Raw genomic sequence first — 13,020 nt, forward strand, 5'->3', positions numbered from 1 at the left:
ATCCCTGGGCCGGTTGGGCGGCCGCATTTTCGCACCATGGGCGCCTGCGGCCTGAGTCTCTAGCGGCAGAAACGGCTGGCGTTGATGCCAGAAGCAGGAGCGATGCGACCTTTCGGCGCCGCCTATTGCACCTCGTAGCCGACTTCCTCGCTGGCGTGGCAGAGCGCCTTCCAGAACGAGCGTGCAAACGAGCGGAAGACATAGATGTCGAACTGGTCGGCGCCGGTGCGCTGGATCTGGGCGAAGACGTCGTGATGAGCGGTCGAGCGGCCGGCGCCATTGGGAAAGGCCGGCAGCGAAAAGTCGATGGCGAAGAATTTCGCCAGCACCCATTCGGCCTTCGGCCCGGCAATGCGGATGGCGGTGCGGCCGTGCGAGAGATCGGTCACCGTGCCGATGGCCGAGGTCACCACCTTGGCAAAGGCAGCGGCCAGCCCTTCGGCCTCGTCGGCAACGGTGAACTTTCCCGGCGCGAAGCCGAACACTGACTTGACCCCGTCGCTCACTCCGCCGCCGGCGCCATCGGGAAGCGCCAGCCCGGTGACGGTGCGGATGGCTGCGATCAGCCTCTTCTCCTCGCCGGGCCAGGCGGCGAGTTGCACGATCGAGCCCGGCCTCGTCTCGGTCAGGATGATCTCGACGCCATGCTCGAAATTGCCGTGCGAGCCGACGTGAAATTCCGGCTCAAGCGGGGATTGGTGCTCAACCATGCATGCGGCTCCCGTCCGGATCGAAGAAGTGGTTGGAGACGATCTCGACCGGTCCGAACCGGTTGCGCAAGGGATCGGAGACGTGGGCGCGCGTGCCGTGCCGTGCCTTGCCGCCCTCGACCAGCGCCAGCGCGATATGTCTGCCGAGCGCCGGCGAATAGCAGCAGGCGGTGATATGGCCGATGGAGTCGTGCGGATTGGCTTCGTCAACCTCCTCGACGATGTGGGCGCCACCGTTGAGCGGCCGGTTATCGAGAGCGATCAGGCCGACCAGTTCGAGGCGGTCCGATGCGATCAAGCCTTCGCGGTCCATCATCGCCGAGCCGATGAACGGCTTCTTCTTCGACAGCATCCAGTCGAGATGCAGGTCGCGCGCCGTGGTGCGGCCGTCGATCTCGGCGCCGGTGACATGGCCCTTTTCGATGCGCATGGTGCCCAATGCCTCAAGACCGTAGGTGACCAGCCCGAACGGCTTGCCGGCTTCGACAAGCGCTTTCCAGACATGGGTGCCATGGCCGGCGCCGGAATAGACCTCGAAGGCCATTTCACCGGAGAAGGACAGCCGGCAGATCATCACCGGCACGCCTGATATTTCGCCGCGCACGATGCCCATGAAGGGCAAGGTGGCGTTGTCGACCGACGTGCCGGTGACACAGGCGGCGAGGATCTGCCTGGCCTTCGGGCCGCCGATCGCGGCACCTGCCCATTCGTCTGTCACCGAGGTGACGTGGACTTTCAGCTCCGGCCAGATCACGTCGAGGAAATATTCCAGATGCTGCATCACCTTGCCGGCGTTGGCCGTGGTGGTGGTCATCAGAAAATCCTGCTCGCCGAGCCGCCAGGTGGTGCCATCGTCGAAGGCGAGGCCGTCCTCGCGCAGCATCAGCCCGTAGCGGGCCTTGCCGACGGCCAGCGTCGAAAACATGTTGGTGTAGACGCGGTCGAGGAATGCGGCGGCATCAGGGCCTTGCACCGCGATCTTACCCAGTGTCGAGACATCGACGATGCCGGCGCTTTCGCGCGTCGCCTTGGCTTCGCGCACATAGGCCTGCTCGACCGTTTCGCCTGAAAGCCCATAGATCATCGGCCGGTACCAGAGGCCGGCGGAATACATCGTCGCGCCATTGGCCAGATGCCAGTCATGCATCGGCGTCAATCGTTCTGGCTTCAGGTCGCCAAAACGCTCGGCAGCCAGCGAGCCGATCGACACCGGAGCAAAGGGCGGCCGGAAGCGTGTCGTGCCGACCTCGGGGATCGGCTTGCCCAGCGCCTCGGCCATGATGGCAAGGCCAGGCACGTTGGAGCTCTTGCCCTGGTCGGTCGCCATGCCGAGCGTGGTGTAGCGCTTGAGATGCTCGACCGAGACAAAGCCTTCCCGGTGAGCCAGCCGCACGTCCTCGGCCGTTACGTCATGCTGGAAATCGACAAAGCTCTTGCCCTTGGCCCTGATCTCGAACACCGGGGCGGGGTCGGGATCGCCAGGCACTGCTTCGACGGTCGGCAGCATGGACGGTGTGCTCTGCCCGCCTGCGGCGGCGAGGCCGGCGGCGCGGCCTTCGGCGATGGCTTCGGCCGTCGAGAAGCTTCCGGTGAAGGCGCCTGCGCCGATCCAGCTCTGTGTCGGCTCTGGCGGCAGGAAAGCTTGCCGCGCGGCGTTCCATTCCGCCTTGGCGCCGGCCTGGCTGGCCAGATGGATGGTCGGCGACCAGCCGCCGGACATCAGCAGGCAATCGGCATGGATACTGCGTGCATCACCGATGAGTGCCCCATTGGCCATGTCGAAGCGCTGCAGCTTGAGGCCGGACAGCGCCTTGCCGCCTTCGGTGGCGACGACGGCATGGCCGGCAAAGATCTCTGCCTCGGCTTCCGCGGCCAGCTTGCGCATCTCCGGCGAAAGTTCCGGCCTGACATCGGCGATGGCGACGACCGCGGCGCCGGCCTTCTTCAAGGCGACAGCCGCCCGATAGGCGCTGTCATTGTTGGTGAACAACGCGATCCGCTCGCCCGGCAGCACGCCGAATTCGTTGGCATAGCGCTCGGCGGCATGCGCCAGCATCACGCCTGGCCGGTCATTGCCGGGGAAGATGAGCGGCCGCTCGAACGCACCAGTGGCCAGGACCACGGATTTGGCGCGGATCGCCCAATAGCGATGGCGCGGCTCGCCCTTGCCGGGGTGCTCCTTGTGGTCGCTGACCCGTTCGAGCGCCGCAAGCGTGTTGTTGTCGTAGTAACCCCACACCGTGGTGCGCGGCAGAAGCCGGACATTGTCGCGGCCTGCGAGCTGGGCGACGGTGCGCCGCGCCCAATCGGCGGCAGGCGCGCCATCGATCGTTTCCTCGGACCAGTTGGCCGAACCGCCGAAATGCGGCTCGAGATCGGCCAGCATGACGCGCGCACCCTGATCGGCGGCGGCCTTGGTGGCCATCAGGCCGGCCGGCCCCGAGCCGACGACCAGCACGTCGCAAAAGGCGTTCATGCGTTCGTAGCGGGCCGGGTCTTTCGCCGATCCGGCACTGCCGAGACCGGCTGCGCGGCGGATGAAGTGTTCGCAGAACATCCAGAAACGCGTGCCCTTGAGCGGGCCGAACACCGGTCCCATGAAGGTCTTGTAGTAGAACCCGGCCGACAGGATCTTGCCGCCGAGCTGGTTGACGGCGTTGATGTCCCAGGCAAGCGAGGGAAAGCGGTTCTGGCTGATGGCAACCAGCCCGTCATGGATCTCGACCATGGTCGCTGGAATGTTGGGCTCGCGAACCTCGCCCTTCAGCACCGTCACAAGCGCGTTGGGTTCCTCGACGCCTGCGGTGAGCAGGCCGCGTGGGCGATGGTATTTGAACGAACGCCCGTACAACGTGACGCCCTTGGCCAGCAGGGCTGACGCCAGCGTGTCGCCGGCATGGCCGGTGTAGGCCGTGCCATCGAAGGTGAAGCGGATGGTTTTCAGCCGGTCGATGCGGCCGCCGGTGTCGGCACGGCGCGGGCTCATGCCTTGTCCTCCGCCTTGCGGCGCGCGGCCGGCCCATGATCGCCCCGCGCAAAGGCAACGCTGGAAATCTCATGCGTCAGCGTGTTGCGCACGACCTTGAGATGCGCGCGGCAGCCGCCGGAATGTTGCCAGATCTCATTGTGGTCGCCGGCCGGATTCAGCCGGTCATAGACATAGGCGTTCCACGCCTCGAAATTCTGCGAGGCGGGGTCGGGACGCTCACGATTGCCGTCACCCTGATAGGTGAACTCGATGACGTCGCGCGGGCCGCAATAGGGGCAAGTGATCAACATTGGACTCTACCTATTGCCTAATGCAGCCGCGGGTTTGCACCCTGGCCCTTGTCGTCGATCACCAGCCCGCGGTGGAAGCGGTCGAGCGTGAAGGGCGCGTTGAGGTCGTGCGGCTGGTCCTTGGCGATGGTCCAGGCGAAGCACCAGCCGGAAGCCGGCGTCGCCTTGAAGCCGCCATAGCACCAGCCGCAGTTGAGATACATGCCAGGCAGGGGGCCGGCGGTGATGATCGGCGAGCCGTCCATCGACATATCGCAAACACCGCCCCAGGAGCGCAGCATGCGCACGCGCGCGAGTCCCGGAAACAACGCCAGCATTTCACTCATCACCTCGTCGACGACAGGCAGATTGCCGCGCTGGGCGTAGCTGTTGTAGCCGTCGATGTCGCCGCCATAGATGAGGCCGCCCTTGTCCGACTGCGACATGTAGAAATGGCCCATGCCGAAGGTGACGACCGTGTCGATGAAGGGCTTCAGCGATTCCGTGACGAAGGCCTGCAGCACATGGCTCTCGATCGGCATCGTCTCGATGCCGGCCATCTGCATGACGCGTCCGGTGCTGCCGGCGACCGCCACGGCCACCTTCCTGGCGCGGATGTCGCCGCGCGAAGTGGTGACGCCTGATATGCGGTCGCCGTCGCGCAGGAAGCCGGTGACCTCGCAATTTTCGATGATGTCGACGCCGCGCCTGTCGGCGCCGCGCGCATAGCCCCAGGCCACCGCATCGTGGCGGGCGGTGCCGGCGCGGCGCTGCATCAGGCCGCCGACCACCGGGAAGCGAGCGCTGTCGGAGATATCGAGCGCCGGAATCAGGCGTTTGATCTCAGCCTTCGTCATCAGTTCGGCATCGACGCCGAGATGGCGCATGGCGTTGCCGCGCCTTGCATAGTCGTCGAACTGGGCCGGCGTGTGCGCCAGGTTCAGGCAGCCGCGCTGCGAGAACATGACATTGTAGTTGAGCTCGTGCGACAGGTTCTCCCACAGCTTCATCGAGTGTTCGTAGAAGCGGGTGTTGGCAGGCAGCAGATAATTCGAGCGCACGGCCGTGGTGTTGCGGCCGACATTGCCGGAACCGAGCCAGCCCTTTTCCACAACGGCGACATTGGTGATGCCGTGTTCCTTGGCAAGATAATAGGCGGTCGCCAGCCCATGACCGCCGCCACCGATGATGATGACGTCATAGGACGCCTTCGGGTCAGGCTTGCGCCATGCCGGCTTCCAATCCTTGTTTCCCTTGAGCGCGTTCGCGAGCAGCGAAAAGGCCGAGTACTCTGCCATTGATGTCATCCGGTTCGGGCGATGCGGCAGACTATAGAGCAGGCCGCATCCGCAAAGCCAATATTGCGCCATCGCCTTTCGACTGGCCGACGCCCGGGATGGGATCACTCGGCGTGAGTGATCGGTTGGGGCCAATGATCGGATGGGCTCGCGATACGACGGCTTGCCCCATGATAGGGCCGTCTTTATCAAGGACAGGCTTTCAAATTGCCTTTGCCGCCGATGAGTCGCCAACAAATCATGCTTTTCCGATTGCTTCGTCTCATCCTGGTACTCACGCTGGTCGTTTCGGCGCCGCTTTCGTTTGAGGCGATGGCGCAAGCGCTCGGCCAGGGCTCGGCCGGTTTGGTCACCGATCAGCAAAAGGTCATCCAGGATCTAACGGCCAAGACGGACGATCTCGAGAAGAAGATACAGCAGGACGGTGAGGACGATGCCTCACTCGTGGAGATCCGTCTGCAGCTGGAGGACCTGTCGCGGGCGGCACTCACCAGTGCGCTGGTATTCCGCTCGCGGCTCACCGAGATCAACAATCGCATCGAGGTGCTGGGTCCTCCACCGGCGGCGGGCCAGCCGCAGGAGCCCGACATCGTGACGGGCGAGCGTCAGGCGCTTGCATCGGAAAAGGCCGAGATCAACGCGGTCGTTGCCAGCGCACAGAACCTGTCGATCCGCATCAGCGGGCTGATCGACAAGATCGGCAATATGCGCAGCGAGCTGTTCCGCAATCTTTTGACCAAGCGCTACGTGCTGTCGGATGCGCTGAGCCCGCAGGTGTTTTCCGACGCCCGCGACGAGTTCGGCAATCTCTACAAGGCGGTGTCGTCCTGGTTGAGCTTTGCCTTCAAGTTCAAGTTCCAGGCGATCCTGGCGGCAACCTTCGTGGCGCTCGGGCTGGCGCTGGTGCTGCTGGTTGGCGGCAGGCGTCTGTTCGGGCGGGTGTTCGAAGCCGACCCCACCAATGAGGACCCATCCTATCTCAGCCGCCTTTCGGTGGCCTTCTGGTCGACCTTGCTGCCGACGCTGGCGGTTGCCGCCTTTCTTGGATCGACGATTTTCTTTTTCAATTATTACAATGTGTTGCGCGGCGACATTGGGCTCTTCCTCAACGCGCTGGCGACCGTCATCGGCGTGGTGTTCTGCGTCAACCGGCTGACCAATGCGGCGCTGGAACCGCGGCTGCCGAACTGGCGCCTGATCCCGGTCGAAACCGGGCCGGCGCGCTGGCTGGTGCGCCTGGCCACCGCCATGGCCGTGGTCATCAGCGTCAACACCTTCCTGTCGGTGATCAACGACAAGATGGGTTCGCCGCTGTCGCTGACCATCGCCCGCAGTTTTGTCGCCACCATCATCGTCGGCATCATCCTGATCCTGATGGCGATGCTGAGGCCGTTCAAGGCGCGCGACGGAAGCTGGCGGCCCTGGCCGGCATGGCTGCGCTACCTGTCGCTGGGCCTTGGCCTATTCACCATCATAGCCGCCTTGCTCGGCTATATCGGCCTTGCGCTGTTCGTTTCGCTGCAGGTCGTCGTCACCGGCACAGCCTTGATCACCGCCTATATCGGCTTCCTGTCGGCGCAGGCGATCGGCGAGGAGGGTGCTTTCGCCAACACCTCCGTCGGGCGCTGGCTGTCGGCCAATTCCAGCTACGAGGATACGGCCCTCGACCAGCTCGGCCTTGTCGTCAGCGTTGCCATCAATGTGATGATCGTGCTGGTGTTCCTGCCGCTGATCCTGCTGATGTGGGGTTTCCAGCCCGGCGATATCCAGGCTTGGGCCTACAAGCTCGCAACCGGGATCAACATCGGCTCGGTGACGATCTCGGTCACCGGCATCCTCTCCGGCATCGTCGTCTTCGTCATAGGCTATTTCCTGACGCGGTGGTTCCAGGGCTGGCTCGACGGCTCGGTCATGGCGCGTGGCAAGGTCGATACCGGCGTGCGCAACTCGATCAGGCTGGCGGTCGGCTATGCCGGCGTCGCGCTGGCGGCACTGGTCGGCATCTCGGCGGCGGGCATCGACCTGTCCAGCCTGGCACTGGTCGCCGGCGCTCTTTCCCTCGGTATCGGCTTTGGCCTGCAGAACGTGGTGTCCAATTTCGTTTCCGGCCTGATCCTTCTGGCCGAGCGGCCGTTCAAGGTGGGCGACTGGATCGTTGCCGGCGACGTCAGCGGCACGGTCAAGAAGATCAGCGTGCGCGCCACCGAGATCGAAACCTTCCAGCGGCAATCGGTGATCCTGCCCAATTCGAACCTGATCAACAACGCCGTCGGCAACTGGACGCACCGCAACAAGCTCGGCCGCGTCGACATCAAGGTCGGCGTCGCCTATGGCAGCGACGTCAAGCAGGTTCATGCCGTCCTGCTGGAGATCGCCCGCAGCCACCCGATGGTGCTGAAGAACCCCGAACCCTTCGTGCTGTTTTCCAATTTCGGCCCCGCCGCCCTGGAATTCGAAATCCGCGTGTTCCTGGCCGACGTGATGAACGGCAACATCGCGCAGAACGACATCCGTTTTGCCGTCCTCGAAAAATTCAGCAGCGAACACATCGAGATCCCCTCGACGCCGCGCGCCGTGGTCGAGGCCCACAAGCCCAAGGCCTGGCCGACGGACGACGACAAGATCGAGGCCGACTTCGCCGAACAGGAGCAGATAAGGGCCGAAGCCGAGGCGGAGAAGAAGCGACTGGTCAAGTCTCGCAAAACCAAGAAGCCGGACCCGGACTAGGCTCGGACTCCGTCGACCTCAATCCTGCCCGGAATCGATTGCGGCATGAATGGGGCATTCAGTTGCGGTTCAGCTTCCATCTCATATAAGCTCCATGCAAAGGCGAAAATGCCTTGCCAAATGCAACAGAGGCGGTGGGAACACCGATATTGCACCATGTGGAAGTCTCTCGTCGCTGCAGTCGCCCTGGTCGCCGCCATCGGCTCGGTCCATGCCGCGAGCGCGGTCAACAAGGACGCCGAGACCCGCACGCTGGTCGTAACGGAGGGCGGCAGCAAGACCGACCTTGCGCTGGCCGGTGGCGAAACGGTTGAGTTCTGCCCGAACGGCTGCTTCGTCACCTTGCCCAATGGCGATCTCGAAGCCCTGACCGGTTCGGAAACGGTCGAGATCTCGGGCGGTGTCGCCCGCATCAAGTAATCTTGGCGTCACGATTGTAGAGGCCGGGCATTTGCCCGGCCTTTTATCGTTTCCGGTAGCGGTTGTTTAACAATGACACCGGAAATACCGCCATGGCAGCCGTCTGCAACCGTGCGTTTTAACGTTCGCTACGCCATCGCCCGCTATACCAGCCTCAAGACGCCGAAAAGCGGCGCGCAACTCTACGCGGGCAGGGCAGGACGGACATGGATGCGCGATCGGACAGGAACGCAATACCGCTTGCGGTCGATCTCGACGGCACGCTGATCGCAACCGACCTGTTGTGGGAAGGGCTGTTCATCCTTCTCAAGAAGAACCCGCTCTATATCTTCCTCGTACCGTTCTGGATCGCCGGCGGGCCGGCGCGGCTGAAGCAGGCGATCGCGCAGCGCATCGACATCGATCCGGCATCGCTGCCCTATCGCGAGGTGCTGCTTTGCCGCCTCCGGACCGAGCACGCCGAGGGCCGCAAGATCGTGCTGGCGACCGGTACGCCGCGCAAGTTCGCCGACGCCATCGCGGCCCATCTCGGCATTTTCGACCAGGTGCTGGCCACCGATGGTCTCGCCAATCTCACCTCGGGCAGGAAGCGCGCCTCGCTGATCGCAGCCTATGGCGATGGCGGTTTCGACTACGCCGGCAACAGCCGCCATGACCTCCAGGTCTTCGATGCCGCACGCAACGCGATCGTCGTCGCGCCCGACCGCCATGCCGCGCGCTGGCAGGCGGCACATGGCGCCGAGACGGTGTCGGCGCCGAAGCCCACTTTGCGGACCATCGTCAAGATGCTGCGCGTGCATCAGTGGCTGAAGAATTCGCTGATCGCAGTGCCGATGGTGCTCTCGCATGAATATTTCAACACCGACATGATCTGGGAATGCCTGCTGGCATTCGTCTCGTTCAGCGCGGTGGCATCGGCCATCTACATCCTCAATGATTTCTTCGACCTCGCGCTCGACCGCAAACACCTCACCAAGCGCAACAGGCCGTTCGCCAGCGGCGCGCTGTCGATCCCGTTCGGACTTGGGGCGATCGCGGTGCTTCTGGCGATCGGCATCGGCACCGGGCTGTTCCTGTCGCCCGAATTCATGGCTGTGCTCGGCGGCTACATGGTCGTCACCACCGCCTATTCGCTGTCGTTCAAGCGCATGCTGCTGGTCGATGTGCTGACGCTCGCCGGCCTCTACACGATCCGCGTCCTGGCCGGTGCGGCGGCGACCGGCGTCGACGTCTCGTTCTGGCTGCTGGCCTTCTCCATCTTCTTCTTCCTGTCGCTGGCGCTGGTGAAGCGCTTCGTCGAACTGCGCACCACCGCCATTCCGCCCGGCGAGCGCATTGCCGGTCGCGGCTATCGCACCGAAGACCAGGAGATCGTCGCCCAGGCCGGCATGGCCTCGGCCTTCTCCTCGGCGCTGGTGCTGGCGCTCTACATGGACAGTGTCGCGGTGCGGGAACTCTATCCGCATCCATGGCTGATCTGGCCGCTGGCGCCGATCGTGCTTTATCTTACCATGCGCGTCTGGATCCTGGCGCGCCGCAACGAGATGCATGACGATCCGGTCGTCTTCATCATCCGCGACTGGCGCAGCCAGATCGTGGTGCTGATCGGTGCGGTGATGCTGGTCATCGGGGGCTGGTAGGCATGGCCGCCGGACGTTTCCCAAGCTTTGGCCTTGCCACGCCGCCGGCGCCGCGCGCCATCGGTGCCGACGAGGCGATCGCGCTGCTGAAGGGCGGTCAGGCCAAGCCGGCGTCGCTGCTTGCCTATGGCAATGGCCGCTCCTACGGCGATTCCTGCCAGAACGGGGCCGGAGCGGTCGTCGATATGCGATCGCTGAACCGGATCCACGCCTTCAACGCCGAAACCGGTGTTCTCGAGGCGGAGGCCGGCGTGCTGTTGTCCGACATCATCGCCCACGCCGCCCCCTACGGCTTCTTCCCCGCCGTTGTGCCAGGCACGCAATTCGTCACGCTCGGCGGGGCCATCGCCAATGACGTGCATGGCAAGAACCATCACCGGCGCGGCACCTTCGGCTGCCATGTCGAGAGCTTCACGCTGCTCAGGTCCGACGGCAAGACCCACCGCTGCTCGGCGACAGACAATACGCGGCTGTTTGCGGCGACGATCGGCGGCATGGGGCTGACCGGCCTCATCCTGTCGGCCTCGATCCGGCTGATGCGGGTGCATTCCCTCGACATCGTCGAAAAGGCGACGCCGTTTCGTGATCTCTGCGAATTCTTCGACCTGGCCGAGGCGGCCGATCAGGCCAACGAATATGCGGTCGCCTGGATCGATCAGTTGGCCGGCGGCCGCAACAGCGGTCGTGGCCTGCTGCTGTCGGGCAATCACGCCGAGCACGGCTCGCATGCCGCCTCGCGCGTCGGCGGCAATTTCTCGGTACCGGTGCAGCCGCCGTTCAATGTGCTCAACCGGCCGTTCCTGACCGCCTTCAACGCTGCCTACAGGTGGAGGAAGAGCCGAGCAACGGTGCCGCGCCAGGCCGGATATCAGGGCTTCTTCTTTCCACTTGACGGCGTGCGCGACTGGAACCGGCTTTATGGGCCGAAAGGGCTCTTCCAGCACCAGAGCGTGGTGCCGGAAGAGACGGCGCGCGAGGCCGTGCCGGCATTGCTGGCGGCTGCAAGGCAAGCCGGGCAGGGCTCGTTCCTCACGGTGCTGAAACGCTTCGGCTCCATCCGCTCGCCGGCGCTGCTGTCGTTTCCGCGTCCCGGCTACACGCTGACACTGGATTTCCCCAACAGGGGCGCCACGACGCTGACACTGCTGCGGGAACTCGACCGCATCACGGTCGAGGCCGGCGGCGCGGTCAATCCGTACAAGGACGCCCGCATGGGGGCCGAAATCTTCGCTTCGTCCTTTCCCGAATGGCAGCGGCTGGAAGGGCTCCGCGACCACGCCTTCATGTCTGATTCCTGGGCGCGCACCGCGAAGAGACTGGATGCGCGACGAGGCGCGGTCGAAGCAGCCGAATAGATAAAATTCGAATAATTCTTGGTTAATTGATGATTAATAACGAGATTTACTCAAAATATTGTTGGGACTTCACCAAATGTTTGCGGGTTTGTAATAGGAAGCGCGAAGGGGTGGCTTGGAACACATGAAATACATCGTCTTCATTCTCTTTACCGTCATGACCAATGCCGCCGCGCAGCTGATGCTGAAGCAAGGCATGATGTCGCTCGGACCGATCTCGTTCGAGGGCGTCAATCCGCTCGTCAAGCTGCTGCAGATCGTCTTCAGCCCCTGGGTGTTCCTTGGCCTGTGTACCTTCGTCATCTCGATGGCCTCGCATCTCTATGTGCTGTCCAAGGTCGAGCTCTCCTTCGCCTACCCGTTCCTCAGCCTCGCCTATGTTGCCGTCGCCATCTTCGCTTATTTCGTCTTCCGCGAGGACCTCAATGGCTGGCGGATCGCCGGTATCGCCTTCATCTGCGTCGGCACGGTGCTGATCGCGCAAAGTGGGCGGGATTTGGGTGAGCAAGGGCATGAGGACCAGACCGCTTCCATCACGCCCGACAAGATCCAAGCAAACGAGATCGTTCGATGAGACATGTGATTTTCGGCGGCGACGGTTTCGTCGGCCGCCATCTTGCCCCGAAACTTGTGGCCGATGGTGAAGAGGTTGTCGTCGCCGACATCGTCAAGAGCGACCTGCCGCACTACCGCACCGTCCGCTTTATCCAATGCGACGTCACCGACCCGACCTCGGTCACCGCGGTTGGGCTCAGGGCCGACGACATGGTCTACAATTTGTCGGCCAAGATGCTATCGCCGATCCAGGTGCGCGCCAAGCGGCACGATTTCTTCTTCCCTGTGAATTTCCATGGCACCGAGCACATCATGCAGGCCATGGACGGAGCCGGTGCGTCAAAACTCGTCCACTACACGACCGACATGATCTACGGCCACACGGTCACGCAGCCGATGACCGAGGAGCACCCGGTGGCGCCGCTGGGCGAATATGGCTGGTCGAAGCAGAAGACAGAGGAGCTCGCCGCCGAATGGCGCAAGCGCGGCATGTCGATCTCGCTGTTTCGCCCGCGCCTGATCATCGGTCCCGGCCGGCTCGGCATTCTGGAAAAACTGTTCAAGCTGATCGACTGGAACCTTCCCGTGCCGATGATCGGTTCGGGCAGGAATCCTTATCAGTTCATCTCGGTGTTCGACTGCGCCGAGGCTGCGCGCGCGGCCTGGAAGGCCGGCGTGCCAAACGAGGCCTATAATCTCGGTTCGCTCAATCCGCCGCCGGTCAAGAAATTGCTCGGCGATCTGATCAGGCATGCCGGCTCGAAATCGATCCTGATCCCGACACCGGGCTGGGCGGTCAAGCGCACGCTGGACCTGCTTGACCTCTTGAACATGCCGATCATGGACCCGGAACAGTATCTGATCGCCGACGAGGATTGCGTGCTCGACGTGTCCAAGGCCGGGCGTCAGCTCGGCTGGGTGCCGCAATATCGCGACGAGGACATGCTGATCGCCGCCTACAGCGAGTACCGCGCAAAGAAAGCCGGTCACGCCGTCGCCACCAAACATGTGCCCGCCGAATAGCGGCTTGCAAAAACAGCTTTCGTTGCGCCCGATC

Annotated in this window: 10 protein-coding genes; 6 read left to right on the forward strand and 4 right to left on the reverse strand. The window is 63.6% G+C overall.

Features of this window, described 5'->3' with window-relative positions; all coding sequences use genetic code 11:
* Positions 1 to 122 precede the first annotated feature (122 nt).
* The 4 genes from EOC83_RS23370 to EOC83_RS23385 are packed head-to-tail and all read right to left on the reverse strand — an operon-like array spanning position 123 to position 5,266.
* Complete coding sequence (locus EOC83_RS23370; RefSeq protein ID WP_013531140.1) at positions 123 to 710, reverse strand: sarcosine oxidase subunit gamma; 588 nt, start codon at positions 708 to 710, stop codon at positions 123 to 125.
* Positions 703 to 3,696, reverse strand: coding sequence for a sarcosine oxidase subunit alpha (locus tag EOC83_RS23375; protein WP_063168221.1), 2,994 nt, complete (start codon positions 3,694 to 3,696; stop codon positions 703 to 705). Before EOC83_RS23375 ends, EOC83_RS23370 begins: the two co-directional genes overlap by 8 nt.
* Positions 3,693 to 3,989, reverse strand: coding sequence for a sarcosine oxidase subunit delta (locus EOC83_RS23380; RefSeq protein ID WP_027160522.1), 297 nt, complete (start codon positions 3,987 to 3,989; stop codon positions 3,693 to 3,695). Before EOC83_RS23380 ends, EOC83_RS23375 begins: the two co-directional genes overlap by 4 nt.
* Before the next feature lie 17 nt (positions 3,990 to 4,006).
* On the reverse strand, positions 4,007 to 5,266 hold the full coding sequence (locus EOC83_RS23385; RefSeq protein WP_063170258.1) for a sarcosine oxidase subunit beta: 1,260 nt from the start codon (positions 5,264 to 5,266) through the stop codon (positions 4,007 to 4,009).
* Positions 5,267 to 5,506: 240 nt separating this feature from the next.
* Here EOC83_RS23385 and EOC83_RS23390 point away from each other — a divergent pair, with 240 nt between their 5' ends.
* The 6 genes from EOC83_RS23390 to EOC83_RS23415 all read left to right on the forward strand — a co-directional run bounded on the left by EOC83_RS23390 (position 5,507) and on the right by EOC83_RS23415 (position 12,986).
* The gene (locus tag EOC83_RS23390) at positions 5,507 to 7,993 is read left to right on the forward strand and encodes a mechanosensitive ion channel family protein (protein WP_027160520.1); all 2,487 of its coding nucleotides are present in this window, start codon (positions 5,507 to 5,509) and stop codon (positions 7,991 to 7,993) included.
* A gap of 156 nt (positions 7,994 to 8,149) precedes the next feature.
* Complete coding sequence (locus EOC83_RS23395) at positions 8,150 to 8,413, forward strand: hypothetical protein (RefSeq protein WP_023812335.1); 264 nt, start codon at positions 8,150 to 8,152, stop codon at positions 8,411 to 8,413.
* A gap of 206 nt (positions 8,414 to 8,619) precedes the next feature.
* Entirely contained in the window at positions 8,620 to 10,053 is a 1,434-nt protein-coding gene (locus EOC83_RS23400) for a UbiA family prenyltransferase (protein ID WP_063168220.1), read from the forward strand.
* A 2-nt stretch (positions 10,054 to 10,055) separates the two neighbouring features.
* A complete protein-coding gene (locus EOC83_RS23405) occupies positions 10,056 to 11,408 on the forward strand; it encodes an FAD-binding oxidoreductase (protein ID WP_063168219.1) in 1,353 nt (450 codons plus the stop codon).
* Between the two features lie 124 nt (positions 11,409 to 11,532).
* Positions 11,533 to 11,982 (forward strand): EamA family transporter, encoded by a 450-nt coding sequence (locus EOC83_RS23410; protein WP_063168218.1) that lies wholly within the window; start codon positions 11,533 to 11,535, stop codon positions 11,980 to 11,982.
* Positions 11,979 to 12,986, forward strand: coding sequence for an NAD(P)-dependent oxidoreductase (locus EOC83_RS23415; RefSeq protein ID WP_063168217.1), 1,008 nt, complete (start codon positions 11,979 to 11,981; stop codon positions 12,984 to 12,986). Before EOC83_RS23410 ends, EOC83_RS23415 begins: the two co-directional genes overlap by 4 nt.
* The last annotated feature ends 34 nt before the right edge of the window (positions 12,987 to 13,020 follow it).

Origin of the sequence: Mesorhizobium sp. Primo-A (genome assembly GCF_003997175.1) — a bacterium.
GTDB lineage: Bacteria > Pseudomonadota > Alphaproteobacteria > Rhizobiales > Rhizobiaceae > Mesorhizobium > Mesorhizobium ciceri.